Below are 26,185 nucleotides of genomic sequence, written 5' to 3' on the forward strand. Positions count from 1 at the left end.
GGTCAGCTGCGGTGGGCGGCGTCGTCGACGCGCAGGGTGAGGTAGACCGCGCGCATGCCGACGGCGCGCTCGAGCTCCTCGGTGACCGCCGCGAAGAACTGGCTGCGGTAGGTGTCGTCGGTGACCGCCGAGACGGTGAAGTAGAGCCCGGAGAACGCGGCGAGGAACAGCGACACCTTGAGCAGCTCGTAGGAGAGCGTCGGCAGGAACGAGAAGCTGTCGACCCCGCCGTCGAGACCGGTCCAGGCGTTCTGCACGTCCACGGTCATCACGAGCGAACCGAAGAGCAGGAAGAAGCAGAAGACCGTGACGGCCAGCAGCAGCACCTGGCCGATCTGCACGACCAGCAGCACCAGGATCAGGTTCCAGCGGTCGTAACCCGCGACCTGGGCGTTCGCCGCCGGGTCGCGGCCCTCCTCGACGAGCCGGACGGCGTCCGCCTCGAGCGGCGTGCCGCGCGTGGTCCGGCGCAGGAACTCCTCGTCGACGGCGTCGTCGACCCGGTCCACCTCCTCGGGCAGCCGGACGAGCAGGAAGAGCACCGCGAGCGCGGTCAGCAGCAGCACGACGGTCCAGAGGATGCCGGGCTTGAGGTTGGCCGTCATCTGCCACGCCTCGGCGTTGATGAACAGGAACGTCACGAAGACCAGCAGGAGCGGCAGCGCCCGGCTCACCATCGGCACCAGCACCCGCAGGCTGCCGAAGGTGTGGTTCAGCGCCCACACCACGATGCCCTGCGCGCGCAGGGCGGTGAGGGCGTAGCCCAGCGCGCCGATGCCCGCGAAGGAGACGATGACCGCGGGAGCGGCGGTGACCTCGTCGGAGAGCCACGCCAGCAGCACCCCGACCCCGACGGCCAGCAGGGCCACGCCGAGCAGCGGCGGGAGGAAGCGCCGCGGCCGCAGGCCGGCCCGGACGGCGTCGCGCACGTCGGGCACGAAGTAGGACAGGCCGTGGGCCTGGAACCAGCGCTCGGCCTCCGCGACCGCCGGTGGGGCGGCGCCGTCAGGCACCGAGGACCTCGCGGGCCCGCCGGACGTCGTCGGCCATCTGCTCCACGAGGGCGTCGATCCCGTCGAAGGCGACCATCCCCCGCAACCGGGCGACGAAGGAGACCTCGACCTCGACGCCGTACAGCTCGAGGTCGGTCCGGTCGAGGACGTAGCCCTCGACGCGGCGGTAGCGGTCGCCGTCGAAGGTGGGGTTGGTGCCGACGCTGATCGCGGTCGGGAACGTCTCGCCGGAGTCGACGCGCCGCAGCCAGCCGGCGTAGACGCCGTCGGCCGGGGCCGCGGTGAGCCCGTCGGTGGGCACGTTGGCCGTCGGGTAGCCCAGCTCGCGACCGCGCTGGTCACCCTGCACGACGACGCCGTGGACGCTGAACGGCCGGCCGAGGGCCTCGGCGGCGCCGGCGACGTCACCGGCGGCCAGGCAGGTGCGGACGTAGGTGGAGGACCAGACCTGCGGTCCGCCGTCGAGCTCGACGCCCACGGCCTCGAAGCCAGCGGCCTGCCCGGCGGCGACGAGGAACGCGACGTCGCCGGCGGCCCGGTGCCCGAAGCGGAAGTTGGCACCCACCACGACCGCGCGGGCGCGCAGGTCCTCGACGAGCACCCGGTCGACGAACTCCTGCGGGGTCCAGGCGGCCATCGCCATGTCGAAGGGCAGGGCCAGGACGTGGTCGACGCCGACGTCGGCGAGCAGGACGGCGCGCTCCTCGAGGGTGGTCAGCATCGTCGGGGCGTGGTCGGGCCGCAGCACCGCCATGGGGTGCGGGTCGAAGGTGACCGCCACGAGGGGCACGCCGAGGGCGTCGGCGCGCTCGCGGGCGCGCGCGATCACCGCCCGGTGGCCGCGGTGGACGCCGTCGAAGTTGCCGATGGTGACGGCGGAGGCGGCGAGGTCGGCCGGGATCTCCTCGAAGGAGCGCCAGATCGTCACGTCGCAGAGCCTACGGCGCCCTCACACGAAGACGGCGACCGGCCGCGCGCCCTGGTCGCGCGGCTCGTAGAGGGCGAGGAACTCACCGTCGGGGGCGAAGACGGCGCTGAGCCCGCCCAGCTCGCGCTCGATCCGGCGTCCGACGCGGACGTCGACCGCCTCGGCCTCGTCGAGGTCGACGCCCGGGAACGTCGCCCGGGCCGCCTGGGCGATCGGGATGATCGAGTACTCGTCGTCGAGCTGCTCGAGGGTGCGGGAGGTGCCGAGGTCGAAGGGGCCCACCGCCGTGCGGCGCAGCGACGTCAGGTGCCCGCCGACCCCGAGCCGCTCCCCCGCGTCGCGGGCGATGGCGCGGATGTAGGTGCCGCTGGAGCAGCGCACCGACACGGTGAGCTCGGGCACCTCGGCGCCGAGCCGGACGTCGTGGACGACGAGGTCGTGCACGGTCACGCGGCGCGGCTTGAGCTCGACCTCCTCGCCGTCGCGGACCCGCTGGTAGGCGCGCTTGCCGTCGACCTTGATGGCCGAGACGGCGGTGGGGACCTGGTCGATCGGGCCGACGAACGCCGCCAGCGCCTCGCGGACGGCGTCCGCGGTCAGCTCGGCGACCCGGGAGGCGTCGGCGGTGGCGACGACCTCGCCCTCGGCGTCGTCGGTGCTCGTGGTGACCCCGAGCCGGATCGTGGCGTCGTAGCGCTTCTCGGTGAGCATCAGGTGCCCGAGCAGCCGGGTGGCCCGGTCGACGCCGAGCACGAGCACGCCGGTGGCCATCGGGTCGAGCGTGCCGGCGTGGCCGACCTTGCGGGTGCCGGCGAGCCGGCGGATCCGGGAGACGACGCCGTGCGAGGTGATCCCGCCCGGCTTGTCGACGACGACGAGACCGGGAGCGGTCACCTCGGGCCGTCGTCCTCGGCGGCGTCGTCCTCGGCGGGAGCCTCGTCGAGCTCCTCGTCGCCCTCGTCCCCGTCGTCCTCGTCGTCCTCGTCGTCCTCGCCGATGACCCGCGGTTTCTTGTACGGGTCCTCCTCGCCGGCGTAGGCCGAGCCACGGGCGGCGGCGACGGCGTCGTCCTGGGCCTTCGCGCGGGCCAGGACCTCCTCGAGCGCGCGGGCCTCGTCGGGCAGCGCGTCGTGGAAGAACGACAGGGTCGGGACGATGCGGGTGCCGAGCTGCTTGGCGACCTCGGAGCGCAGGATGCCCTTGGCGGACTCGAGGGCCACGGCCGTGCCGGCCATCTCCTCCTCGCCCCCGAGCACGGTGTAGAAGATCGAGGCCTGCTGCCCGTCGCCGGTGAGCCGGACGTCGGTGATGGTCACGAACCCGAGCCGCGGATCCTTGATCCGTCGCTCGAGCATCTCGGCCACGATCACCTGGATGCGGTCGGCGATCTTCCGGACGCGGGGGCTGGTCATGCTGCCTACTTTCTCAGACCGCCGCTGCACGGAGCAGGGCGGGACGTCGGTGGTGCTCCGGCCCGCCACGACGGGCCGGACGCGGTGGGCGCGCCGGTGGGTCCGGCGGCCCGAACGCCGCAAGCGGCCCCGCCAGGAGGCGGAGCCGCTTGCGGACGGGGAGCGGGTCAGCTCCGGGGGATCTCGCGCATCTCGAAGGCCTCCACGACATCGCCTTCCTTGATGTCCTGGAAGTTGCGCAGCACCAGACCGCACTCGAAGCCCTCGCGGACCTCGGAGGCGTCGTCCTTCTCGCGCTTCAGCGAGGCGAGGTCGAGGTTGTCGGCCACCACCTTGTTGTCGCGCAGGACCCGGACCTTGGCGTTGCGTCGGATGACACCACCGGTGACCATGCAGCCGGCGATCTTGCCGATCTTGGAGCTGGAGAAGATCGCACGGATCTCCGCCTGGCCCAGGGTCGACTCCTCGAACTCCGGCTTGAGCATGCCCTTGAGGGCGGCCTCGATCTCGTCGATGGCCTGGTAGATGACGGTGTAGTACCGGATCTCCACGCCCTCCTTGTCGGCCATCTCGGTCGCCTTGCCCTGCGGGCGGACGTTGAAGCCGATGATGATCGCGTCGGAGGCGGCCGCCAGGTCGACGTTGGTCTCGGTGATCGCACCGACACCGCGGTCGATGACGCGGATGCTGACCTCGTCGCCGACGTCGATCTGCGACAGGGCGTCCTCGAGCGCCTCGACCGAACCGGACACGTCGCCCTTGAGGATGAGGTTGAGCTCCTGGCTCGCGCCCTTCTCCATGGAGGCCATGAAGTCCTCGAGCGTGCGACGCACGTTGCGCTTGGCCTGCATGGCCGCACGCTGGCGCGACTCGCGCTTCTCGGCGATCTGGCGGGCCATCCGGTCGTCGTCGACGACGAGGAAGTTCTGACCCGCACCGGGCACCGAGCTGAGACCGAGGACCATCGCCGGACGACCGGGGTCGGCCTCGGTGATCTCCTGACCGTGCTCGTCGAGCATCGCGCGCACCCGGCCGTAGGCCGCGCCGGCGACGATCGAGTCACCGACGCGCAGCGTGCCGCGCTGGACCAGGATCGTGGCCACGGGGCCGCGACCACGGTCGAGGTGGGCCTCGACCACGAGACCCTGCGCGTCCTGCGTCGGGTTGGCCCGCAGGTCGAGCGAGGCGTCGGCGGTGAGGACGACGGCCTCGAGCAGCTTGTCGAGGTTGAGCTCGGACTTGGCCGAGACGTCGACGAACATCGCGTCGCCGCCGTACTCCTCGGGCACCAGGCCGTACTCGGTCAGCTGGCCGCGGACCTTGGTCGGGTCGGCGTCGGGCTTGTCGATCTTGTTGACCGCGACGACGATCGGGACGCCGGCGGCCTTGGCGTGGTTGAGCGCCTCGACCGTCTGCGGCATGACGCCGTCGTCAGCCGCGACCACGAGGATCGCGATGTCGGTGGCCTGGGCACCACGGGCACGCATGGCGGTGAACGCCTCGTGACCCGGGGTGTCGATGAGCGTGATGCGACGCTCGTTGCCGTCGACGTCGGTCGCGACCTGGTAGGCACCGATGTGCTGGGTGATGCCACCGGCCTCCTTGTCGACGACGTTGGCGCCACGCAGGGCGTCGAGGAGCTTGGTCTTTCCGTGGTCGACGTGACCCATCACGGTCACGACCGGCGGCCGGATGACCAGGTCGGTGTCGTCGCCCTCGTCGGAGCCGAACTCGAGGTCGAAGGACCCGAGCAGCTCGCGGTCCTCGTCCTCGGGCGAGATGATCTCGATGTTGTAGTTGAGCTCCTCGCCGAGCACCTCCAGCGTGGCGTCGTTGACGGACTCCGTGGCGGTGACCATCTCGCCGAGGTGGAACAGCATCTGCACGAGCTGGGCCGCGTCGACCCCCACCTTGTCGGCGAAGTCGGTCAGCGACGCGCCGCGCGCCAGGCGCACGGTCTCGCCGTTGCCCTTGCGGACGCGCATCCCGCCCAGGGTCGGGGCCTCCATGGCCTCGAACTCCTGGCGACGAGCGCGCTTCGACTTGCGACCGCGACGCGACGGACCACCGGGGCGACCGAAGGCACCCTGGGTCTGGCCGCGCTGGCCGGGACGACCGCCGCCGGGGCGACCGCCACCGGCGAAGCCGCCGGGGCGACCGGGAGCGCCGGCACCGGCACCGCCGGGACCACCGCCGGGGCCACCGCGACCGGGGGCACCGGGGCGACCCGGGGCTCCGCGACCGGGGGCACCGGGACGACCGGGACCGCCCGGACCACCGGGGCCACGGCCACCGGGGCCGTTGCCGAACGCGGCCGGGGACTTCGGCATCATCGCCGGGTTCGGGCGCGGCATGCCGGGACGCCCGGGGGCGCCGCCGTCGCGAGCCGACGGGGGCCGCGGCGGACGGTTCTCACCAGCGCCGGTCCCGGCACCGGTGCCGGTACCGGTGCCCGCGGGGGCGTCGCCGGCGGCGTCGGGGCGCGGGGCCGCGGGACGGCGTCCCATGCCCTGGTTGGACGAGAACGGGTTGTTGCCCGGGCGCGGGGTGCCGCCGGGCTTGCCGACCGGACGCGGGGCCGGGGCCTTGGGCGTCGGGGACGGCTTGGCCGGGCGGACGGGGACGCCGACGCGGCGGGTGCCGCGGGGGCGGCCGGCTCGGCGGCTGCCGGCTCGACGGCCGCCGGGGCGACCGGGGCGGCCGGCTCGACGGCGGGGGCCGGGGTGACCGGCGCGGGGGCCGGGGTCTCGACGACCGGCTCGGCCACGGGGCCGGGGCCTTCGGACCGGGCTTGGGGCCGGGACGGGCGCCCGGCCGCGGGCCGCTCGAGGGGCGGCACCGGACGACGCCGGGGCCGGCGCGGACGGCGCAGCCTCGGCGGGGGCCGCGGGCGCGGCCTTGAGGGAGGCGCCGACCTCCTTGCGGAAACGCATCTCCGCAGGCAGCTCGACGGTGGAGCTCGCCGACTTGACGAACTCGCCCATCTCCTTGAACTTCTCGAGAACGAACTTGCTCTCGACGCCGAACTCCTTGGCGAGCTCGTGTACGCGGGTCTTAGCCACAATTCTCCTTCATGGCTCGACCCGCGTGCCCTGGTGGGCGAATTGTGCGGTGACCGAGCCTCAGTGGTGGTGTTGCAAACTCATCGGGAAGTACTCATCGAGTGCTCATGAGCTGCTGCTCCAGTTCCCTGTGGTGGATGGTCATCTGCTGGTTGCTGCGTCCTGCGCGGCTGCGACGTGGTCCCTCACCGGCACGCTGGAGAGGCCCGGGTCGGCACGCAGTGCCCTCCCGAACGCCCTCCGGCGCACCGCGAGCTCGTAGCACTCGGTGGTGGGGTGCACGTGTGCCCCCCGGCCGGGTGCGGTGGCTGTCGGATCGGGCACGACGGCCGGGTGGCCACCTGCGTCCGCGCCGGCGGTCACCCGCAACAACTCGCGCTTGGCGGCCCGCTGCCGACATCCCACGCACGTGCGGACAGGCTCCGTGCGCACGAGGGACGACGATCGTTGGACCACCGCTCCCAGTCTAGCCAACTCCGGCCCGTACTCCGAACCGGGCACGACCGGGCCCGAATGACGGCGTCACGTCGGCGTCACGTCGGCGTCGCGCAGGCGTCGGCGCGGGGTCGACGCGGGGTCGGGCGCGGGTCAGCGCCGCGGCGCCTCTTCCTCGTCACCGTGGATGTCGATGCGCCACCCGGTGAGGCGGGCGGCGAGGCGGGCGTTCTGGCCCTCCTTGCCGATCGCCAGCGACAGCTGGAACGACGGGACGACGACCTTCGCCGAGCGGGCGGCGAGGTCGACGATCTCGACGCTCTTGACCTGGGCGGGCGACAGCGCGCTGGAGACGAGCCGCGCGGGGTCGTCGGACCAGTCGACGATGTCGATCTTCTCCTCGTTCAGCGCGTGCATCACGCTGCGCACCCGCTGCCCCATCGGGCCGATGCAGGCGCCCTTGGCGTTGATGCCGGGGGCGGTCGAGCGGACCGCGATCTTGGTGCGGTGGCCGGCCTCGCGGGCGATCGCGGAGATCTCGACCTGGCCGCTGGCGATCTCGGGCACCTCGAGCGCGAAGAGCTTCTTGACCAGGTTGGGGTGCGAGCGGGTCAGGGTGACCTGCGGTCCGCGCATCCCCTTGCGCACCGAGAGCACGAGGCACTTGATGCGGGTGCCGTGGCTGTAGCTCTCGCCGGGCACCCGCTCGCTGACGGGCAGCAGCGCCTCGAGGCGACCCAGGTCGACCAGGACGTCGTCGGGGTTGCGGCCCTGCTGGATGATCCCGGAGATCAGGTCGCCCTCCTTGCCGGAGAACTCACCGAACTTGATCTCGTCCTCGGCGTCGCGCAGCCGCTGCATCATGATCTGCTTCGCGGTGGTCGCGGCGATCCGGCCGAACCCGGCGGGGGTGTCGTCGAACTCCCCGACCTTCTCGCCGTCGTCGTCGAGCTCGGCGGCGAGCACGGTGACGTGCCCGGTCTTGCGGTCGAGCTCGACGCGGGCCTGCTCGTGGGCCCCGGGCGACCTCAGGTACGCCGTCTGGAGGGCCTGCTCGATGGCCTCGACGAGGACCTCGAACTTGATCTCCTTCTCGCGCTCCAGCATTCGCAGGATGCTCAGGTCGATGTCCATCAGTGCTCGTCCTCCTCGATGTCCGGCTCGTCGGCCGGACCCTTGCGGTTGAACTCGATCTGCACCAGCGCCCTGGCGACGTCGGCGTACGGCAGGCGGGTCTCGTCCCCGTCGACGTCGAGCACGACGGCTCCGTCGGGGTCGTCGTCGCTGGCGCCGATGCGCCCGGTCACGGTGCCGCCCTCGACGAGGGTGACCTTGACCAGGCGGTCGGCGTTGCGGCGCCAGTGACGCGGCAGCGTGAGCGGGCGGTCCACGCCGCGCGAGGTGACCTCGAGGGTGTAGGGCTGCTGCCCCATCGCCTCGGCGAGGTCGCCGTCCAGGACCTCGGCGACGCGGCGGGTCGCGTCGGCGACGTCGTCCATGGTGACGCCGCCGTCCTGGTCGACCGCGACGCGCACGACGCGGCGCTTGCCGGCCGGGGTGACCTCGACGGCCTCGAGGTCGAGCCCGAGCTCGGCCAGGGGGTCGGTGAGTCCTGCTTCGATGCGGCTGGACAACGCCTGCGTGGCGGACATCCTCGCGACCTCCTGTGCTGTTGTGTCGAGCGGTGGTGCCGGTCTCTCAGCGTAGGGCATGGCCGGCCCCGGGGCGGTGTCGGCGCCGTCGGCCGCGAGGTCCCGGGATATCGTCGCCCGGTGCCGCCGCGTCCTGCCCTCGTGACTCGCCGCGCCGTCGTCGGCGTGACCGTGCTCGGGACCGCCGGCTGCTCGATCGGGTCCCTCGACCCGTCGTCGGGCGACCCCACGATCACGCCGACGACGAGCCCGTCCGACGGCGCGGTCCCCGACCCCGGCGGCAGCGGGTCCGCCGACACCGACGCCGACACCGACGCGGCCCTGGTCGAGCAGGCCGCGCTCGCGCTGTCGGTGGCGCACCGGACGGCCCAGACCAACGCCCGCGCCCACCCGCCCCTGGCCGAGGCGCTGGCCCCGCTGGTGCGGCTGCACCGCGCCCACGCCGGGGAGCTCGGCGGGCTGCGCCCCACGAGCGGCAGGTTCGCCGTCGGCGGCGAGCCCGTGCGACGTGCCCGCCGCCGCGTCGCGGTGGCCGAGGAGACCCTCGAGCAGGCGCTGGTCGGCCTCGCCGTCCGCGCCGACAGCGGCGCGCTGGCCCGCCTGCTCGCCTCGATGGCCGCCTCGGTCGCCCAGCACCGGAGCGTGCTGTGACCTACCTCGACGCGCTGCAGACCACCCTGGCCGCCGAGCACGCCGCCCTCTTCGTCGGCGGCTACCTCGGCGCCCAGACGTCGGCCTCGGCGGACCCGACGCTCTACGAGGCGCTGCGCACCTCCTACGACGTGCACCGCGCCCGGCGCGACGAGCTCACCCGGTTCGTGCTCGCCGGGGGCGCCGAGCCGGTGGCGGCCGCGGCGTCCTACGACCTGCCGGGGGTGGTCACCGGCGACAGCGCCGCCATCCGCGGCGAGGCCCTGCGGGTCGAGCGGGCCTGCGGCACGACGTACGGCTACCTGGTGGCCAGCACCCCGGGCGAGCAGCGGAGCTGGGCGGTCGGGGCGCTCCTCGACTCGGCGCGGCGCGAGCTCGCGCTGGGCGGGAGCCCCCGCCCCTCCCCCGGTCGCTGACCGGGCGACCGGGCCGAAAACGCAGCCAGTCCGCGAACTCATCTTCCGGGGAACTCCCGAGATGCTCCCCGGAAGGATGAGTACGCGGACTGCTGGCGGCCTGGGACAGCGGCCGTCGGAGGGAGCCGACCCGAGTCGGTGGAGAACCCTTCGTGCAGAAGTCTGCAACAGCGGAGGCCCCCGAGGACACGACGGCGGATCATCACAAGTCTGCAATGCACAAACCTGCAATCACCTCGGCGCCCGGCTCGACGGTCGACCCGGGCGGGCACGGCGGGTTGCAGGAACGTGCAGCCGACGATGACGGCGTCCAGGGGTTGCGGCGGGGACCAGGTTCCGGTTCGTTGCTCGTAGGGGAATCGCAGCGCCGACGACGTCGACGCCGAGTTCGGAGGACCGAGACCATGAAGAAGCTCATCAACGACCCGGCGAACGTGCTCGCCGACGCCCTGCGCGGCATCGAGGCGGCCCACCCGGAGCTCCGGGTCGACCACCAGCACCGGGTGATCTACCGCGCCGAGCCGAAGCAGGACGGCCGGGTGGCGATCATCTCCGGCGGTGGGTCGGGCCACGAGCCGCTGCACGGGGGGTTCGTCGGTCCCGGCATGCTGGACGCCGCGTGCGCCGGCGAGGTCTTCACCTCCCCGACCCCCGACCAGGTGGCCGAGGCGACCGCGGCCGTGGACCGCGGGGCCGGCGTGCTCCACGTCGTGAAGAACTACACCGGCGACGTGATGAACTTCGAGATGGCCGGCGAGCTCGCGGCTGCCGACTCCGGGGTGCGGGTCGAGACCGTCGTCACCGCCGACGACGTCGCCGTCCAGGACTCCACCTACACGGCCGGACGACGTGGCGTCGGCCTGACCGTCCTGCTCGAGAAGATCGTCGGCGCCGCCGCCGAGGAGGGCCAGGACCTCGACGCCGTGGTCGCGCTCGCGCAGCGGGTCAACGACGCCGGCCGGTCGATGGGCATCGCCCTCACCAGCTGCACGGTGCCCGCGGCCGGCAAGCCGACCTTCGACCTCCCCGAGGACGAGATGGAGGTCGGCGTCGGCATCCACGGCGAGCCGGGCCGGCGCCGGGTGCCGCTGGCACCGGCCTCCGAGGTGGCCGCGCTGCTGGTCGAGTCGGTTCTCGCCGACCGCGACTTCACCGGCTCCCCCGCCGTGGTGATGCTCAACGGCATGGGCGGCACCCCGCTCATCGAGCTCTACGTGCTCTACGGCGAGGTGGCCCGGCTGCTCGCCGACGCCGGCGTGCCGGTGGCGCGCCGCCTGGTCGGCAACTACATCACCTCCCTCGACATGGCCGGCGCCTCGCTCACCGTGCTCGGCGCCGACGACGACCTGCTGCGGCTGTGGGACGCACCGGTCGACACCTCCGGGCTGCGGTGGGGGGTCTGATGGCCGGCACCGTCACCCAGGACCAGCTCGTCGGCTGGCTCGCGGCCTTCCGCGACGCCGTCCACGAGCACGGCGCCCACCTCACCGAGCTCGACTCCGCCATCGGCGACGCCGACCACGGCTCCAACCTGGTCCGCGGCATGGACGCGGTGATGGCCGCCGTGCAGCCGCCACCGGACTCCGTCGGCGCCCTGCTCAAGAAGGTCGGGATGACGTTGGTGACCTCGGTCGGGGGCGCGAGCGGGCCGCTGTACGGCACGTTCTTCCTCCGCGCCGGCGCCGCCGCCGACAACGCGACCGAGTTCGACGTCGCCGGCCTCGCCGCGGTGCTCCGGGCGGGCGTGGAGGGCGTGGTCGCCCGCGGCAAGGCCGACCTCGGCGACAAGACCATGTACGACGCGCTCGGCCCCGCGCTCGAGGCCCTCGACGCGGCGCTCGCCGACGGGGCCGACGCGGCCGGGGCCGTCCGGGCCGCCGCCGACGCGGCGGCGAGGGGGCGCGACGCGACCGAGCCGATGCAGGCTCTCAAGGGCCGGGCCAGCTACCTCGGGGAGCGCAGCATCGGTCACGTCGACCCGGGTTCGGCCTCGGCGACCCTGCTCGTCGAGGCGCTGGCCCGGGCGCTGGCCGACCCACCGGCCGACCCGCCGGCCGACCCGTGATCGGGATCGTGGTCGTCTCCCACAGCGCCGCGCTGGCCGCGGCGGCCGTCGACCTGGCCGCCCAGATGGTCCCGGACGGCGGACCCGTCGTCGCGGTGGCCGCGGGCACCGCCGACGGCGGCTGGGCACCGACGCGACCGAGGTGGCCACCGCGCTCGGGACCGCGGCGTCGCCCGACGGCGTCCTGGTGCTGATGGACCTCGGGTCCGCGGTGCTGAGCGCCGAGCTGGCCCTCGAGCTGAGCCCGCCCGAGGGTCACGAGGTGCGGCTGAGCGGCGCGCCGCTGGTCGAGGGCCTGGTCGCCGCCGTCGTCCGTGCCGCCGGGGGTGCCGACCTCGCCACGGTGGCGGCCGAGGCCGAGGACGCGCTGCGCCCCAAGATCCTCGCCCTGGCCCCGGCGGAGGATCACGGGCTCGGCGACGGGCTCACCGACGGGCTCACCGACGGGGCCGGCGACGGGGTCCGGCTCGTGCTGACGAACCCGCAGGGCCTGCACGCGCGCCCGGCCGCGCTCCTCGCGACCGCCGTCGGCGAGCTGGACGCCGAGGTGAGGATCACCCACGATGGGCGCAGCGCCGACGCCGCCAGCTCGCTGGAGCTGATGACGCTGGGCGCCGCCCAGGGCGCCGAGGTCGTGGTCTCCGCCACCGGCGCCGACGCGGAGGCCGCCGTGCGTGCGGTCAGCGCGCTGGTGGCCGACGGCTTCGGCGAGACCTGAGCCCACCGCGACGAGCGGCTACCAGCCCGCCACGATGTCGAGCACGTCGGCGATCCGGTGCGCCACGGCGTCCGGCACGCCCTCGGTGTGCCCGACCTGCGAGGCCGGGATGGTGCTGTGCGGCACGTGGATCGCCCGCAGCCCGGCGTTCTGGGCCCCCCAGACGTCGTCGAAGAGCCGGTCGCCGACGTAGACGCAGCGGGCCGGGTCGGTCGCGCCGACGGCGTCGAGCGCGGCCGCGAACGCCCGCGGGGACGGCTTCGTCCACGGGATCTCGCTGGTGTAGACGTCGCCGTCGATCAGGTGGCGGACGCCGTCGCGCTCGAAGAAGCCCTCGTGGACCGCGCGCGGCCAGATCGTGTTGGAGAGCACGCCCACCTTGATGCCGCGCTCGCGCAGCCCGGTCCACAGCGGGGCGACCTCGGGGTCGGTGAGCGTGTGCGGCTCCCAGAACTCGTAGTAGGCCGCGAGCAGCGCGGGGTCGTGCTCGAGGCCGGCCTCCACGAACAGGTCGGCCACCGTGGCGCTGCGCTGGTGGTCGCGACTGCGGCCCCAGATGACGTCGCCGGCGCGGTGCAGCCGCTCGCGGGCCACGTCCGGGTCGTGGCCGACGTCGACCACGGCCTGCACCAGCGCGAGCGACTCGGCGTGGAAGTCGACGTCGTGCCACCGGGTCAGGGTGCCGCCCCAGTCGAAGACGACGGCCTCGACCGCCGCGGTCGCCATCAGGAGCGGACCAGGGCGACCAGGTGGTCGACGATCGCGGTGGTCGCGACGTCCTCCCGCTCGCCGGAGCGCCGGTCCTTGACCTCGACGACGCCGTCGGCCAGGCCCTTGCCGACCACGACGATCGTCGGGACGCCGATCAGCTCGGCGTCCTTGAACTTCACGCCGGGGCTGATCTTGCCGGCGCGGTCGTCGAAGAGCACCTGGACCCCGGCCGCGTCGAGCTCGCGGGCGATCTCCTCGGCCGCGGCGAAGACGGCCTCGTCGCGGCCGGTGGCCACGAGGTGGACGTCGGCGGGCGCGACGTTGCGGGGCCAGCACAGCCCGACGTCGTCGAGGGTGTCCTCGGCGATCGCGGCGACCGCGCGGGTCACGCCGATGCCGTAGGAGCCCATCGTCACGGTGACGAGCTTGCCGTTCTCGTCGAGCACGCGCAGGTCGAGGGCGTCGGCGTACTTGCGGCCGAGCTGGAAGACGTGGCCCATCTCGATGCCCCGGGCGGTCTCGAGGGTGCCGGTGTCGCAGTTCGGGCAGGGGTCGCCGTCGCGGACCTCGGCGGCCTCGACGGTGCCGTCGGGGGTGAAGTCGCGGCCCACGACCAGGTCGAGGACGTGGCTGCCCGGCGCGTCGGCGCCGGTGACCCAGCGGGTGCCCTCGACGACGCGGGGGTCGACGAGGTACCGGATGCCAGTGGCGTTGCCCTCCCCCAGCACGCCGGGGCCGATGTAGCCCTTGACCAGCGCGGGGTGCCGGGCGAACTCCGTCTCGTCGAACGGCTCCACCTCGATCGGCTCGAGCTGCCCGTCGAGCCGCTTCTGGTCGACCTCGCGGTCGCCGGGGACGCCGATCGCCACCGGCTCGCGGGTGCCGTCGGGGTGCTTGAGGACGACGAGCACGTTCTTGAGCGTGTCGCCGGCCGTCCAGGGCCGGTCCTCGCGGGGGAAGGCGGCGTTGAGGTGGTCGACGAGGGTCGCGATGGTCGGGGTGTCGGGCGTGGCCTCGACGTGGGAGGCCGGCGCGTCGTCGTGGGCGACGGGCGCGGGCGGGCGGACCTCGACGGCCTCGACGTTGGCGGCGTAGTCGCAGCTCGTGCAGCGCACGTAGGTGTCCTCGCCGACGGCGGCGCGGGCCAGGAACTCCTCCGACTTCGACCCACCCATCGCCCCCGCGGTGGCCTTGACGATGACGTAGTCGAAGCCGAGCTTGTCGAAGATCCGCACGTAGGCGTCGCGGTGGCGCTGGTAGCTCTGCTCGAGGCCGGCGTCGCTGACGTCGAAGGAGTAGGAGTCCTTCATGGTGAACTCGCGCCCGCGCAGCAGCCCGGCGCGGGGCCGCGCCTCGTCGCGGTACTTGGTCTGGATCTGGTAGAGCGAGAGCGGCAGGTCCTTGTAGGAGGAGTAGAGGTCCTTGACCACCAGGGTGAACATCTCCTCGTGCGTGGGACCGAGGAGGTAGTCGCCGTCCTTGCGGTCCTTGAGGCGGAAGATGCCGTCGCCGTACTCCGTCCAGCGCCCGGTCGCCTCGTAGGGCTCGCGCGGCAGCAGCGCGGGGAAGCTGAGCTCCTGGGCGCCGATGCCGTCCATCTCGGCCCGGATGACGTCCTCGACCTTGCGCAGGACCTTGAGCCCCAGCGGCAGCCAGGAGTAGATCCCGGGCGCGGCGCGCCGGATGTAGCCGGCACGCACGAGGAGCCGGTGGCTCGGGACCTCGGCGTCCGCGGGGTCGTCACGCAGCGTGCGCACGAACAGGGACGACATCCGGAGAATCATGAGGTGCAGGCTACGGGTCGCGATCGCGCGGCAACCAATCAGTTCCCCGGGCGTCGTGCCGTCGCGTCGTCGCGCCGCGGCGTCCGGGGTGTCACCACATGACGGTGGAGAACCGGGTGGACTCCCGGAACCCCGCGCGGCGGTAGGCGCGGCGCGCGGGGTGGTTCCACTCGTTGACGTAGAGCGAGACGGTGGGGGCGATCTCGGCGCGCACGATCTCGACGACGGCGGCCATCCCGGCGGTGGCCAGCCCCTTCCCGCGGTGCTCCGGCGGCACCCAGACGCCCTGGATCTGGGCGGCGTCGTCGGTGGCGCAGGCGACCTCGGCCTTGAACACCAGCTGGCCCTGCTCGAAGCGGGCGAAGGACCAGCCGCGCGACATCAGCTGGGTGACCCGGGCGCGGTAGAGGTCGCCGGTGCCGCCGAGCTCCGGCGAGACGCCGACCTCCTCGGTGTACATGGCGACGCACGCCGGGTAGAGCACGGGCAGGTCGCCGCGCTCGGTGCGCCGCACGAGCGGGTCGGGCTCCACGGCCGGCGGGCCGTCGATGACCAGGTGGGGCTGCATCCACCGCGACTCACGCGGCCGGCCCCAGGAGCCGGCGACGGCGTTCCAGAAGGTGCGCACGGCCTCGTGCGGCCCCACGATCGTGGTTGCGGTGCGGCTGCGGGTCAGCGCCCGCTCGGCGAACGCGCGCGCGTCGTCGTCGGTGGCCTCGATCGGCACCAGGTTGGCACCGACGTGGCAGGCCGCCACCAGCTCGCCGTCGGCGTAGCGACCCCACATCTCACCGCCGAGCCAGCGCGGCTCCAGGCTGGTGGTCCGCGCCCGGTACAGCGCGAACACGTTGGTCACCGGGTCGCGCCCGGCCAGGGCGAGGAACGCCTCCAGGTCGGCGGGGCCGAGGACCCTGACCCCGTGGCGACTGGTTGGCACGCGGCAACCCTAGCGACGTGGGGTCGCATCGGCGCGCCTGGCGCCGCCGTCCCACCCCTGGGGTGGATCAGCCCGAGACAGAGACCTGGGCGCCGGCACCCTCGACGGCCTCCATGCCCTCGGCGATGCGCATGGCCTCCTCGATGAGGGTCTCCACGATCTGCGACTCGGGCACGGTCTTGATGACCTCGCCCTTGACGAAGATCTGGCCCTTGCCGTTGCCGGAGGCGACGCCGAGGTCGGCCTCGCGGGCCTCGCCGGGGCCGTTGACGACGCAGCCCATGACGGCCACGCGCAGCGGGACCTCGAGGCCGTCGAGGCCGGCGGTCACCTGCTCGGCGAGGGTGTAGACGTCGACCTGGGCGCGCCCGCAGCTGGGGCAGCTGACGATCTCGAGGCGGCGCTCGCGGAGGTTGAGCGACTGCAGGATCTGGATGCCGACCTTGACCTCCTCGACCGGGGGCGCGCTGAGCGAGACCCGGATCGTGTCGCCGATGCCCTGGCTCAGCAGGGCACCGAAGGCGGTGGCCGACTTGATGGTGCCCTGGAAGGCCGGCCCGGCCTCGGTGACGCCGAGGTGCAGCGGCCAGTCGCCGGCCTCGGCCAGCAGCTCGTAGGCGCGCACCATCACGACGGGGTCGTTGTGCTTGACCGAGATCTTGAAGTCGCGGAAGCCGTGCTCCTCGAACAGCCCGGCCTCCCAGACGGCGCTCTCGACGAGCGCCTCGGGGGTGGCCTTGCCGTACTTCTCCAGCAGGCGCTTGTCGAGCGAGCCGGCGTTGACGCCGATGCGGATCGAGGTGCCGCGGTCCTGGGCGGCGCGCGCGATCTCCTTGACCTGGTCGTCGAACTTGCGGATGTTGCCCGGGTTGACCCGGACCGCGGCGCAGCCGGCGTCGATGGCCGCGAAGACGTACTTCGGCTGGAAGTGGATGTCGGCGATGACCGGGATCTGCGAGTGCTCGGCGATCTCGGCGAGCGCGTTCGCGTCGACCTGGTCGGGGCACGCGACACGCACGATGTCGCAGCCGGTCGCGGTGAGCTCGGCGATCTGCTGGAGCGTGGCGTTCACGTCGGCGGTGACCGTCGTGGTCATCGACTGCACCGAGACCGGCGACTGGCTCCCGACCCCCACCTTGCCGACCTTGATCTGACGGGTCTGGCGGCGGGGGGCCAGCACGGGCGGTGGTGCGGCGGGCATGCCCAGGCTGATCGCGGTCATGGTCCCCAATCTACTGCGAGGGCCCGCACGCCCCCACTTCGGCGAGCTGACGGTCCGAGCTCGCGAGGACGGTCAGCTCGTGGGTGGTCGAGCAAGCGGCGCGGCTGAGGAACGAAGCCGCGACCCGAGTGTCGAGACCCCTGGCCCACCGAGGGCAACCCACCGCGGACGGCAGGCAGCGTCGGGCCAGAGGTTTCGTCGGCGCTCGCTGGCGCTCGCTTGCTCAACCTCCGGACTGGCGCTCGCTTGCTCAACCTCCGGGCTTGCGCTCGCTCGTGGCTCAGCCCGAGATGTCGAGCGGCACCACGATGTCGCCGACGATCAGCACGACGCCCATCACCAGCATGGCGCTGGCCACGACGTAGGCGATCGGGAGCAGCTTGGCGGCGTCGACGTAGCCGGGGTCGGGCTTGCGGCGCAGCCGGGCGATGCCGCGGCGCACGGCCTCCCAGAGGGCGGAGGCGATGTGGCCGCCGTCGAGGGGCAGCAGCGGCAGGAAGTTGAACAGCCCGATGAACAGGTTGAACCCGGCGATCAGGGTGAGCAGGAAGATGGTCTTCTCCTGCACGTCGAGCACGTCGCTGGAGGTCTGCTCCCCGGCGAACCGGCCGCCGCCGACGATGCTGACGGGGCTGTCGGCGGCCCGCTCCTCGAGGCCGAGGATGGCCTGGCCGACGTCGAAGACCTTCATCGGCAGCTGGCCCAGCGCCTTGACGGTGTCGACGGTCATCGTGCCCATCGCGTCGAGGGTGTAGATCGGGCCGCCCTTCTCCACGACGATCCGGGTGGCCGGCGAGATGCCGAGGAACCCGACCTCCCGGACGGCGTCGCCGACGTCGTCGCCGGGGCGCGCGGTGACGGTGGTGCTGGTCTGCGCGGTGGTCTCCGCGCCGTCGCGCACGTAGGTGATCGAGGCCGTGCCCTGGGCGTTGTCCTCGATCAGGTCGCGCAGCTGCTGCCAGCCGGTGACCTCGACGCCGTTGAAGCCGACGATCTGGTCACCGGGCTCGAGGCCGGCCGCGCGCGCCGGGCTCTCGGGGTCGCTGGCCGCGCAGTCGCGCAGCGGCCCCTCACCGGTGTAGGCGATGACGCACTGCGAGACCGTCTCGACCACCGGTGCGCCGGGCTCGACCTCCTGGCTGCGCTGGCCGTAGGTGGAGAAGACGATCAGGAACAGCACGAAGGCGATGAGCAGGTTGACCGTGGGCCCGCCGGCCATCACGACGACCTTCTTCCACCACGCCATCTTGTAGAAGAGCCGGTCGCCGTCCTCGGGACGGATCAGCTCCCACTCGGCGCTGCGGGCGTCGGAGATGAGCTGGGTGAACATGCCGGTGTTGGACTTGCGGACCCGCTGGACGCGGTTGCCCTCGGCGTCGACCTCGACCGAGTCGACCAGCTCCTCGGCGGCCGGCGGCAGCATGCCGACGATCTTCACGTAGCCGCCGAGCGGGATCGCCTTGACGCCGTACTCGGTCTCGCCGACCTGCTTGCTCCACACGGTCGGGCCGAAGCCGATGAAGTACTGGGTGACCTTCCCCCCGAACTTCTTCGCGGGGATCATGTGGCCGAGCTCGTGCAGGCCGATCGAGGCGAGGATGGCGGCGACGAAGATCACCACTCCGAGGAGGTACAGCAGGGCGGTCACGTCTCACTCCGGATCAGCTCGTGCGCGGTGCTGCGCGCCCACGCGTCGGCGGCGAGGACGTCGTCGACGGTGAGGGTCTGCGTCGAGGGTACGTCGTGGGACCGCAGCACGTCCTCGACAACGGACACGATGTCGGGGAACCGCAGCCGGCCGTCGTGGAAGGCCTCCACGCACACCTCGTTGGCGGCGTTGTAGACCGCGGGGGCCGTGCTGCCCCGCGCGCCGGCCTCACGGGCGATCCGCACGGCCGGGAAGGCGGTGTCGTCGAGCGGCTCGAAGCGCCAGTCGGCGGCCCGGGTCCAGTCGATCGGGCTCTCGGCGTCGGGCACCCGGTCGGGCCACCCGAGGCCGAGCGCGATCGGGACCAGCATCGTCGGGAGCCCGAGCTGGGCGACGACCGCGCCGTCGACGAACTCGACCATCGAGTGGATGAGCTGCTGCGGGTGGACGACGACGTCGATGCGCTCGAGCGGGACGTCGAAGAGCAGGTGCGCCTCGATGACCTCGAGCCCCTTGTTGACCAGGGTCGCGGAGTTGGTGGTGATCACCTTGCCCATGGCGAAGTTCGGGTGCGCGAGCGCCTGCGCCGGGGTGACCGAGGTGAGCTGCTCGCGGGTCATCCCGCGGAACGGCCCGCCGCTGGCGGTGAGCACCAGGCGCCGCACCTCGTCCGCGGTGCCGGCCCGCAGGCTCTGGGCGATGGCGCTGTGCTCGGAGTCGACCGGCACGATCTGGCCGGGGCGGGCGCGGTCGCGCACCAGCGGCCCGCCGATGATGAGCGACTCCTTGTTGGCCAGGGCCAGCGTCGTCCCGGCGTCGAGGGCGGCCAGGGTCGGACGGAGCCCGACGGCTCCGGTGATGCCGTTGAGGACGACGTCGCAGGGCCGGCCGGCCGCCTCGGTCGAGGCCTCCTCCCCCAGCCCCGAGAACGCCGGGGCGAACTCGGCGACCTGCGCGGCGAAGAGCTCGGGGTTGCCGCCGCCGGCGGTCAGCCCGACGACGCGGAACCGGTCGGGGTTGTCGCGGACGACGTCGAGGGCCTGGGTGCCGATCGAGCCGGTCGAGCCGAGGACGACGACGTCGCGCCGCTCGGGCTGGGAGGTCGGGTTCACGCCCCGATCCTGACAGCCCGGGCTCAGCGCGCGGGACCCGCGTCGCCGCCGTCGCGGCCCCCGGGGAGGTCCGGCTCGACGGCCAGCGGGTCGGCGGCGGCGAGGTCGGAGTCGACCCGCGGGTCCCCGGCGTCGGCGTAGTAGTCGCCGGCGGTCGTGGCGTCCCGGCCGTTGGGCACCTTGAGCGCGTGCAGCAGCACGGTGAGCAGCACGGTGACGACCAGGTTCAGCGCGAAGGCGGTGATCGCGATGTAGCCCATGTCGCCGAGGCCCGGGATCTCGGCGAGGCTGCCGCCGAAGTGGTCGGTGGCGGCGCTGGAGACCTGGTAGGCCTCGACGGTGCCGTAGACCATCCCGACCGCCCAGCCGGCCAGCAGCGCCTTGCGGTGGAACCAACGCGTGTAGAGGCTGAACACGATCGCCGGGAAGGTCTGCAGGATCCAGATCCCGCCGAGCAGCTGGAAGTTGATCGCGTTCTGCTTGTCGAGGGTGAGCACGAAGACCAGCGCGAACGCCTTGACGACCAGCGACATCAGCTTGGAGACCTTCGCCTCTTGCTGGGGGGTGGCGTCCTTCTTGAGCCACTCCTTGTAGATGTTGCGCGAGAACGTGTTGGCGGCCGCGATCGACATGATCGCGGCCGGCACGAGCGCACCGATCGCGATCGCGGCGAAGGCGACGCCGACGAACCAGTCGGGGAAGAAGTCCTCGAACAGCTGCGGCACGACGAGCTGCGGGTTCTTCTCGCCGTCGAGACCGGTGACGTCGGTGCCGGCGGCGATCGCCACCCAGCCGAGCAGCGCGAGCAGGCCGAGGACGAAGGAGTAGGCCGGCAGGATCGCGGCGTTGCGGCGGATGGTGTTGCGGCTGCCGGAGGACAGGCTCGCCGTGACCGAGTGCGGGTACATGAACAGCGCCATCGCCGAGCCGAGGCCGAGCGTGGCGTAGGCCCACATCTGGCCGTCGCCGGGGATGAACGAGCCGGTCGGCGCGCCCGTGTCGGGGTTGGGCGTGGCCATCTTGTCCTGGGCCGCGCCGAAGATGTCGTCCCAGCCGCCGACCTGCGAGGGCAGGTAGATGACGGCGACGATGATGACGACGTAGATCAGCGCGTCCTTGACGAAGGCGATGATCGCCGGGGCCCGCAGGCCCGAGGAGTAGGTGTAGGCCGCGAGCACCGCGAAGGCGATGAGCAGCGGTGCGTCCTGGGCGATGATGTTGTCGCCGCCACCGACGCCGGCCACCTCGAGCACCGCCTGGATGCCGACGAGCTGGAGGGCGATGTAGGGCATGGTCGCGACGAACCCGGTGACCGAGACCGCGAGCGAGAGGTGGCGGTCGTCGTAGCGGCCGCGGACGAAGTCGGCGGTGGTGACGTAGCCGTGGCGGTGGCTGACCGACCACAGCCGCGCCATGAAGAGGAAGATGATCGGGTACAGGATGATCGTGTAGGGCACGGCGAAGAAGCCGGCCACCGCACCCAGCGAGAACATCGCCGCGGGCACGGCCACGAAGGTGTAGGCGGTGTAGAGGTCGCCGCCGAGCAGGAACCAGGTCACCCAGGTGCCGAACTTGCGACCGCCCAGGCCCCACTCGTCGAGGCTGTCGAGCGACTCGGCCCGCCGCCAGCGCGAGGCCAGGAAGCCCAGCACGGTGACGACGGCGAACAGCGCGACCAGGACGACCAGCGCCGTGGTGTTGACCGAGGAGTCGGTCACCTGCGCCGTCGGTCCGCCGGCCAGCGCGTCGGCCGACGGTGCGCCCGGTGGTGCGGCCAGTGGTGCGCTCACCTGCGCCCCCCGCGGCGGGCGCTCCTGGTCAGCAGGTACGCCGTCCAGGTGAGTCCCGAGCAGAGGAAGACCCAGAGGAACTGGTACCAGAAGAAGAACGGGACGCCCCCGATGCTGGGGTCCTCCCGGGCGTAGCTGGGCACCCAGAGCAGGGCGACGACGGGGATCGCGAGGCACACGCAGGCCAGCGCGATCCGGCGTCGGTCGGCGTGCGGGACGCCCGTGGGCTCGGTGGGCGTGGGTGCGTCGTCAGGACTCCCGAGAGACATGGGTCGGACGCTACTCCCGACGGGCTCCCTTGGGGAGCCCTGCCGGACGTCGTCCGGCGGCGCGCTCAGGCGTGGCGGACGTGACCGTTCGCGACCGGGAGGCGGCGGGTGCTGGTGGCGGGCTCGGTGGCCCGGACGGCGGTGCTGGTGCCGGGGCGGGCCTCGGTGCGCAGGAGGCTGCCGAGCGCGACGACGGTGAGGACGAGGGCCAGGCCGGCGACGGCGGCGAAGGCGGCGAACCACGGGGTCATGGTGGGAAGGAGGTCGAAGGTCATGATGGGTTCCTCTCGGGCTTTCTACGGATGTAGTACCTACTGATGTAGAAACTACGCCTGTAGAAGGCCCGGGGCAAGTGCGCGAGGCTGTCTGCTGCGCCACACTGGACCCACCCCGTCGACCCGACGTCCCGCCCAACCCTGGAGTCGCCCGTGCCCCGCCCCGTCGCCACGGAACGCCGCTCGGTCCTGCTCGACGCCGCGCTCGACGTCGTCGTCCAGCAGGGGCTGCGCGGACTCACCCACCGCGCGGTCGACCGGGAGGCGGCCGTGGCCGAGGGGACGACGTCGGCCTACTTCCGCACCCGTCGCGCGCTGCACCACGCGCTGGGCGAGCGGGTCACCCACCGCCTCGCCGACGACGTCGACCGGGTCGTCGGCGACATCGGCGACGCCGACCCGGGCCGCCCGGAGGCGCTGGCGTGCGTCGTGGACCTCTTCACCGGGTGGCTCGACGAGTCGCCGCTGCTCCAGGCCAAGGTCGAGCTGACCCTGGAGTCGACCCGCGACGCCGAGCTCGCCGCCGTCCTGGCCCGCGAGCGGGAGCGGGTGGTCGGCCTGGTCGCCTCGGTGCTCGAGGCACGGGGCAGCACCACCGCCTGGCCGCGGGCCTCGGTGGTGGTCGCCGCGTTCGACGGCATCCTGCTCGCCGCGCTCACCAGCGCCCCGGAGGAGCGCGACCAGTTCGTCGCCGACGCCGTGCGCTTCACCCTGCAGCCGCTCTCGCACGAGGACACCTGACCCGTCCTGCCCCCCGCGCCCCGCGCCCCGGCCCCGGGGTCGCGAGGGGGCCTCAGCGGGTCTCGGGCAGGCCCGGCGCCCCGGCCGCGGGCAGCCGGACCGTGAAGGTCGTGCCCGAGCCCAGCGTCGAGGTGACCCGCACGGTGCCGGCGTGCCGCTCCACGACGGTCGCCACGATCGCCAGGCCGAGCCCGGTGCCCTGCTCACGCAGCGCCGCGGGGTTCGTCGTGCGGAAGAAGGCCCGGAAGAGACCGGCCTGGTCCTCCTCGGAGATCCCGAGCCCGTCGTCGACGACCCGCACGACCACCGCCTCCCCGTCGCGCTGGAGGTCGATGGTCACGACCCCGCCGGCGGGGGTGTACTTCACCGCGTTGCTCACCAGGTTCGACAGCATCCGGTCCAGCTCGACCGGGTCGCCGTCGACCACCAGCGCGGCCGGGACCGCCTCGCCGCCCTGACGACGGATCCTGACGCCCTTGGCCTCCGCGGTCGACCCGATGAGGCCGAGGACGTCGGCCGCGGTCCGTCCCAGGTCGACCGGGATCCGGACCAGCGGGTGCCGCGGGTCGCCGACCTGGGCCAGCAGCAGCAGGTCGTCGACCACCTTGTTCATCCGTCCCGCACCGCGGCTCATGGCGCGGTGGTGCCGGGCCGCGCCGTCGTCCAGGTCGAGCTCGCCGAGCAGCTCGAGGTTGCCCAGGATGACCGCGAGCGGGGTGCGGAGCTCGTGCGAGAGGGTCGCGATGAGCTGGCTGCGGTAGTCCTCCAGGCGCTTGAGCTCGCGCACCAGCGCCCGCTCGCTCTCGAGGGCGCGCACGGTCATCAGCGCCGCCCCGAGGTCGTGCCCGATCTCCAGCGCGGACGCCGTCTCGACCGGCGACCAGTGCGGCCGGGAGTCCTGACGGGGCAGCACGAGGAAGCCCAGGCACTCCTCCCCCGCCCCGAGCGGGATGCCGATCACCAGCGCCACGCCCAGCTCGGCGAGGAGCTGCCGGCCCGCCTCCAGGTGGCGTCCGGCGATGTCGTGGCCCTCGGCGCCGGCGACGCCGTCGGCGTCGAGGACGGCCACCCGCTGCTCGCGCCACAGCCGGGGGGCCAGCTCGCTGGCCACCTCGTGCAGCCACTCGGGCAGCACGACGAGGTCGCCGGCCTTCGTGCGCGCGTAGCCGCGGGTGCCGCCGTCCGGCTCGAGGATCTCGATCCAGGTGCCGACCGCGCCGAAGCCCTCGATCAGCGGCTGGTGGGTCGAGATCAGCACGGCGTCCAGCGAGGCGTGCACCGGGATCGAGGCCGCCCGGATCATCCGCCGGGCCGCCTCGGCGTGGGCCACCTGCTGGACGAGCTCCTCGCGCTCGAAGGCGGTGAGCACGGCCCGCTCGGTCTGGGCGGCGTAGCGCTCGAGGAGGTCACGCAGGGCGACGTCGGGCCGGCGACCCGAGAGCGGGCCGTCGAGGGACAGCGCCCCGACCAGGGCGCCCTCGTCGTCACGGAGCAGCGCGACCAGGATGTCGTGCGGGTCCCACCCGTCCTCGAGGGTCGGGTCCCCCTCGTCGGGCAGGACGAACCAGTACCCGTCGAGGTCGGCGGCGTCGTCGTACCGGTCGGCGGGGACGAACCGGAACCGGCCCCAGTCGTCACCGCGCTCGAGCACGAGGTCGAGGGCCGAGACCGGGTCGGCGTGCTCGAAGACGAGGTCGCGGAACTCGTCGGGGCCGGTGTAGGCGACCGTCACCAGCAAGTCGTCGAGGATCACGCTCAGCGCGGCCGTGCTGAACCCGGTCATCTGCGCGACCGAGTCGACCATCAGCTGGAGCACGGCCCGGGCCGAGGAGTCCGACCAGACCGAGGGGTCGATCCGTCCCACCGGGACCGACTGGTTGTCCATCACCTCGCGCTCGAGCGTCGCGGCGGCGTCAGCGCAGCCCGTTGCGCACGGTGGCGCGCGGGGGCCACGGTGCCTTCAGCCAGGCCCGGAAGAAGCCGTCGAGACGGGTGCCGGCCACCTGCTCGGCGAGTCGCCGGAACTCCGGGACGCTCGCGTTGGCGTGGCGGTGCTGGCGGACCCAGGTGCGCAGGAGACGGGTGAAGTCACGACCGCCGATGCGGTGCCGCAGCGCCTGCAGGGCCATGGCACCGCGGGTGTAGACGGCGTCGTCGAAGATGCGACCCCGGCCGGGGGCGGTCAGGTCGACCTTCCAGAACGACCGGTCGACGTAGCGGCCGTGGTAGGTGTCGCGCAGCCACTGCTGCCCGCTCGGACCGCCGTGCTTCTCGGCGTGCAGGACCTCCATGAAGGTCGCGAACCCCTCGTTGAGCCAGATGTCGCGCCACCGGTCGACCGAGACCGAGTCGCCGAACCACTGGTGCGCCAGCTCGTGGACGACGATCGAGGTGTCGTAGACGCCCGGGTAGGTCGGCCGCGTCTGGTTCTCCAGGGCGAAGCCCACCGGGAGCGCGGTGCTGAGCCCACCCGTCGACTCGAACGGGTACCGGCCCAGGCGCCCCGCGAGCCAGGAGGTGATCTCGTCGCTGCGGTGCAGGTTGCGCCTCGAGATCCGGCGACTCTCGGCCGGGAGCTCCTTCGAGACCGCGACGTACCACGGGATCTTGTCGCGCACGCCCCGCGTCACCTCGTAGCGGCCGAGCGCGAAGAACGCCAGGTACGTCGCCATCGGGCGGGCCGAGCGCCAGTGGGTCGTGGCCTCCGCGCCCGCGACCGTGCGCCCGACCAGCAGCCCGTTGGACACGACCTGGTGGGTGGCCGGCCCGGTGACGGTGACGTCGAAGGTCGCCTTGTCGCTCGGGTGGTCGTTGGAGGGGAACCACCACGGCGCCATGTGCGGCTCGTTCATGGTGACGACCTCGCTGTCGTCGGCGAGCCAGTTCTGCTCCCCGGCGTACTCGATGCCGCCGGGCGCGCCGGCGTACTCCACGACGACGTCGACGACGTCACCGGCCTCCAGCGGCGTGGCCGGGGTGATCTGCAGCTCGTGCCGGTCGGGCTTGGAGAACGCCGCCGGCTCGTCGTCGACCCGGACCGCGGTGACCGGCAGCAGCAGGTCGAGCTGGAACCGGCCGAGGTCGGTGGTGGCGCGCAGCGTCACGGTGGTCGTGCCGGACAGCACCCCGGTGTCGAAGACGTAGCGGTCGTGGACGTCGTAGTGCTGCACGTCGATGCCGCCGTTGCCGTCGAGCGGCCAGTAGGGGTCGCCGATCCCCGGGCTGCCCGGTCCCGGCACGCGGACCGACGCTCCGCCCGCGGCCGTGCCGGCCGGGAGCGTGGCCACGAGCAGGACGGTGGTGGTGGTCAGACCCACCCAGCGACGCAACGACATGCGAGCAAG

The 26,185-nt window shown here is 73.1% G+C and carries 25 protein-coding genes and 2 pseudogenes; 7 read left to right on the forward strand and 20 right to left on the reverse strand.

What is annotated here, in order from left to right; genetic code table 11:
- Positions 1 to 2: 2 nt before the first annotated feature.
- The 9 genes and pseudogenes from FE634_RS13875 to rimP all read right to left on the reverse strand — a co-directional run bounded on the left by FE634_RS13875 (position 3) and on the right by rimP (position 8,502).
- Positions 3 to 1,013 (reverse strand): hypothetical protein, encoded by a 1,011-nt coding sequence (locus FE634_RS13875; protein ID WP_148240692.1) that lies wholly within the window; start codon positions 1,011 to 1,013, stop codon positions 3 to 5.
- Entirely contained in the window at positions 1,006 to 1,941 is a 936-nt protein-coding gene (locus FE634_RS13880) for a bifunctional riboflavin kinase/FAD synthetase (protein ID WP_137292839.1), read from the reverse strand. Before FE634_RS13880 ends, FE634_RS13875 begins: the two co-directional genes overlap by 8 nt.
- A 21-nt stretch (positions 1,942 to 1,962) precedes the next feature.
- Complete coding sequence (gene truB / locus FE634_RS13885; protein ID WP_138876215.1) at positions 1,963 to 2,835, reverse strand: tRNA pseudouridine(55) synthase TruB; 873 nt, start codon at positions 2,833 to 2,835, stop codon at positions 1,963 to 1,965.
- Positions 2,832 to 3,353: a 30S ribosome-binding factor RbfA gene (gene rbfA, locus FE634_RS13890; RefSeq protein ID WP_138876216.1), complete on the reverse strand. Its 522-nt coding sequence runs from the start codon at positions 3,351 to 3,353 to the stop codon at positions 2,832 to 2,834. Before rbfA ends, truB begins: the two co-directional genes overlap by 4 nt.
- A gap of 167 nt (positions 3,354 to 3,520) precedes the next feature.
- Entirely contained in the window at positions 3,521 to 5,362 is a 1,842-nt protein-coding gene (gene infB, locus FE634_RS21660) for a translation initiation factor IF-2 (RefSeq protein WP_262347673.1), read from the reverse strand.
- A 990-nt stretch (positions 5,363 to 6,352) separates the two neighbouring features.
- A pseudogene (locus FE634_RS21665) lies at positions 6,353 to 6,415 on the reverse strand (translation initiation factor IF-2 N-terminal domain-containing protein); the annotation flags it as partial.
- A 141-nt stretch (positions 6,416 to 6,556) separates the two neighbouring features.
- Positions 6,557 to 6,916, reverse strand: a complete 360-nt coding sequence (locus tag FE634_RS21785) for a YlxR family protein (protein ID WP_316043815.1) — start codon at positions 6,914 to 6,916, stop codon at positions 6,557 to 6,559.
- An 87-nt stretch (positions 6,917 to 7,003) separates the two neighbouring features.
- The gene (gene nusA, locus FE634_RS13905) at positions 7,004 to 7,984 is read right to left on the reverse strand and encodes a transcription termination factor NusA (protein WP_137294835.1); all 981 of its coding nucleotides are present in this window, start codon (positions 7,982 to 7,984) and stop codon (positions 7,004 to 7,006) included.
- Complete coding sequence (rimP, locus tag FE634_RS13910; protein ID WP_148240693.1) at positions 7,984 to 8,502, reverse strand: ribosome maturation factor RimP; 519 nt, start codon at positions 8,500 to 8,502, stop codon at positions 7,984 to 7,986. The genes nusA and rimP overlap by 1 nt, the downstream gene beginning before the upstream one ends.
- A gap of 120 nt (positions 8,503 to 8,622) precedes the next feature.
- On the opposite strand from rimP, the gene FE634_RS13915 reads away from it, so the two are divergent.
- From FE634_RS13915 to FE634_RS21795, 6 genes and pseudogenes are all read left to right on the forward strand, one after another.
- Positions 8,623 to 9,153 carry a hypothetical protein gene (locus FE634_RS13915; protein ID WP_138876218.1) on the forward strand — a complete coding sequence of 177 codons (531 nt, stop codon included), beginning with the start codon at positions 8,623 to 8,625 and terminating at the stop codon, positions 9,151 to 9,153.
- Positions 9,150 to 9,569, forward strand: a complete 420-nt coding sequence (locus tag FE634_RS13920; protein ID WP_138876219.1) for a DUF4439 domain-containing protein — start codon at positions 9,150 to 9,152, stop codon at positions 9,567 to 9,569. Before FE634_RS13915 ends, FE634_RS13920 begins: the two co-directional genes overlap by 4 nt.
- A 404-nt stretch (positions 9,570 to 9,973) precedes the next feature.
- Positions 9,974 to 10,972, forward strand: coding sequence for a dihydroxyacetone kinase subunit DhaK (dhaK, locus tag FE634_RS13925; protein WP_148240694.1), 999 nt, complete (start codon positions 9,974 to 9,976; stop codon positions 10,970 to 10,972).
- Positions 10,972 to 11,634, forward strand: a complete 663-nt coding sequence (gene dhaL, locus FE634_RS13930) for a dihydroxyacetone kinase subunit DhaL (protein WP_148240695.1) — start codon at positions 10,972 to 10,974, stop codon at positions 11,632 to 11,634. The genes dhaK and dhaL overlap by 1 nt, the downstream gene beginning before the upstream one ends.
- Positions 11,631 to 12,028 (forward strand): annotated as a pseudogene (gene dhaM / locus FE634_RS21790) (dihydroxyacetone kinase phosphoryl donor subunit DhaM); the annotation flags it as partial. The gene dhaL and the pseudogene dhaM, both read left to right, overlap by 4 nt.
- Before the next feature lie 75 nt (positions 12,029 to 12,103).
- A complete protein-coding gene (locus tag FE634_RS21795; protein WP_222847754.1) occupies positions 12,104 to 12,352 on the forward strand; it encodes an HPr family phosphocarrier protein in 249 nt (82 codons plus the stop codon).
- A gap of 18 nt (positions 12,353 to 12,370) precedes the next feature.
- On the opposite strand, the gene FE634_RS13940 is transcribed toward FE634_RS21795, so the two are convergent.
- The 9 genes from FE634_RS13940 to FE634_RS13980 form a co-directional block, all read right to left on the reverse strand.
- A complete protein-coding gene (locus FE634_RS13940; protein WP_148240696.1) occupies positions 12,371 to 13,078 on the reverse strand; it encodes an HAD family hydrolase in 708 nt (235 codons plus the stop codon).
- Complete coding sequence (locus FE634_RS13945) at positions 13,078 to 14,847, reverse strand: proline--tRNA ligase (RefSeq protein ID WP_148240697.1); 1,770 nt, start codon at positions 14,845 to 14,847, stop codon at positions 13,078 to 13,080. The genes FE634_RS13940 and FE634_RS13945 overlap by 1 nt, the downstream gene beginning before the upstream one ends.
- A 91-nt stretch (positions 14,848 to 14,938) precedes the next feature.
- On the reverse strand, positions 14,939 to 15,784 hold the full coding sequence (locus FE634_RS13950; protein ID WP_137294844.1) for a GNAT family N-acetyltransferase: 846 nt from the start codon (positions 15,782 to 15,784) through the stop codon (positions 14,939 to 14,941).
- 67 nt (positions 15,785 to 15,851) lie between these two features.
- Entirely contained in the window at positions 15,852 to 17,006 is a 1,155-nt protein-coding gene (ispG, locus tag FE634_RS13955) for a flavodoxin-dependent (E)-4-hydroxy-3-methylbut-2-enyl-diphosphate synthase (RefSeq protein ID WP_137294845.1), read from the reverse strand.
- 280 nt (positions 17,007 to 17,286) lie between these two features.
- The gene (locus tag FE634_RS13960) at positions 17,287 to 18,654 is read right to left on the reverse strand and encodes a M50 family metallopeptidase (protein ID WP_138876220.1); all 1,368 of its coding nucleotides are present in this window, start codon (positions 18,652 to 18,654) and stop codon (positions 17,287 to 17,289) included.
- Entirely contained in the window at positions 18,651 to 19,766 is a 1,116-nt protein-coding gene (gene dxr / locus FE634_RS13965; RefSeq protein WP_137294847.1) for a 1-deoxy-D-xylulose-5-phosphate reductoisomerase, read from the reverse strand. The genes FE634_RS13960 and dxr overlap by 4 nt, the downstream gene beginning before the upstream one ends.
- 23 nt (positions 19,767 to 19,789) lie before the next feature.
- Complete coding sequence (gene mctP, locus FE634_RS13970) at positions 19,790 to 21,556, reverse strand: monocarboxylate uptake permease MctP (RefSeq protein WP_316043816.1); 1,767 nt, start codon at positions 21,554 to 21,556, stop codon at positions 19,790 to 19,792.
- On the reverse strand, positions 21,553 to 21,825 hold the full coding sequence (locus tag FE634_RS13975; RefSeq protein WP_138876221.1) for a DUF3311 domain-containing protein: 273 nt from the start codon (positions 21,823 to 21,825) through the stop codon (positions 21,553 to 21,555). Before FE634_RS13975 ends, mctP begins: the two co-directional genes overlap by 4 nt.
- 65 nt (positions 21,826 to 21,890) lie before the next feature.
- Positions 21,891 to 22,100 carry a hypothetical protein gene (locus tag FE634_RS13980; RefSeq protein ID WP_137294849.1) on the reverse strand — a complete coding sequence of 70 codons (210 nt, stop codon included), beginning with the start codon at positions 22,098 to 22,100 and terminating at the stop codon, positions 21,891 to 21,893.
- 153 nt (positions 22,101 to 22,253) lie between these two features.
- On the opposite strand from FE634_RS13980, the gene FE634_RS21370 reads away from it, so the two are divergent.
- A complete protein-coding gene (locus FE634_RS21370; RefSeq protein WP_212721888.1) occupies positions 22,254 to 22,841 on the forward strand; it encodes a TetR/AcrR family transcriptional regulator in 588 nt (195 codons plus the stop codon).
- A 52-nt stretch (positions 22,842 to 22,893) separates the two neighbouring features.
- Here the strand turns inward: FE634_RS21370 and FE634_RS13990 are convergent, their stop codons facing one another.
- Together FE634_RS13990 and FE634_RS13995 are read right to left on the reverse strand one after the other, a co-directional pair.
- Entirely contained in the window at positions 22,894 to 24,726 is a 1,833-nt protein-coding gene (locus FE634_RS13990; RefSeq protein ID WP_148240698.1) for a sensor histidine kinase, read from the reverse strand.
- 28 nt (positions 24,727 to 24,754) lie between these two features.
- On the reverse strand, positions 24,755 to 26,176 hold the full coding sequence (locus FE634_RS13995; protein WP_148240699.1) for a M1 family metallopeptidase: 1,422 nt from the start codon (positions 26,174 to 26,176) through the stop codon (positions 24,755 to 24,757).
- Positions 26,177 to 26,185: the final 9 nt, after the last annotated feature.

This window comes from Nocardioides sp. S-1144 (assembly GCF_005954645.2).
Classification (GTDB): Bacteria; Actinomycetota; Actinomycetes; order Propionibacteriales; family Nocardioidaceae; genus Nocardioides; species Nocardioides dongxiaopingii.

Coding starts and splice junctions, on each gene's coding strand:
- rbfA (WP_138876216.1), bottom strand. CDS start 3,353: ATGACCAGCCCCCGCGTCCGGAAGATCGCCGACCGCATCCAGGTGATC.
- infB (WP_262347673.1), bottom strand. CDS start 5,362: ATGGAGGCCCCGACCCTGGGCGGGATGCGCGTCCGCAAGGGCAACGGC.
- nusA (WP_137294835.1), bottom strand. CDS start 7,984: ATGGACATCGACCTGAGCATCCTGCGAATGCTGGAGCGCGAGAAGGAG.
- rimP (WP_148240693.1), bottom strand. CDS start 8,502: ATGTCCGCCACGCAGGCGTTGTCCAGCCGCATCGAAGCAGGACTCACC.
- dhaK (WP_148240694.1), top strand. CDS start 9,974: ATGAAGAAGCTCATCAACGACCCGGCGAACGTGCTCGCCGACGCCCTG.
- dhaL (WP_148240695.1), top strand. CDS start 10,972: ATGGCCGGCACCGTCACCCAGGACCAGCTCGTCGGCTGGCTCGCGGCC.
- FE634_RS13940 (WP_148240696.1), bottom strand. CDS start 13,078: ATGGCGACCGCGGCGGTCGAGGCCGTCGTCTTCGACTGGGGCGGCACC.
- FE634_RS13945 (WP_148240697.1), bottom strand. CDS start 14,847: ATGATTCTCCGGATGTCGTCCCTGTTCGTGCGCACGCTGCGTGACGAC.
- ispG (WP_137294845.1), bottom strand. CDS start 17,006: ATGACCGCGATCAGCCTGGGCATGCCCGCCGCACCACCGCCCGTGCTG.
- FE634_RS13975 (WP_138876221.1), bottom strand. CDS start 21,825: ATGTCTCTCGGGAGTCCTGACGACGCACCCACGCCCACCGAGCCCACG.
- FE634_RS13980 (WP_137294849.1), bottom strand. CDS start 22,100: ATGACCTTCGACCTCCTTCCCACCATGACCCCGTGGTTCGCCGCCTTC.
- FE634_RS13990 (WP_148240698.1), bottom strand. CDS start 24,726: ATGGACAACCAGTCGGTCCCGGTGGGACGGATCGACCCCTCGGTCTGG.
- FE634_RS13995 (WP_148240699.1), bottom strand. CDS start 26,176: ATGTCGTTGCGTCGCTGGGTGGGTCTGACCACCACCACCGTCCTGCTC.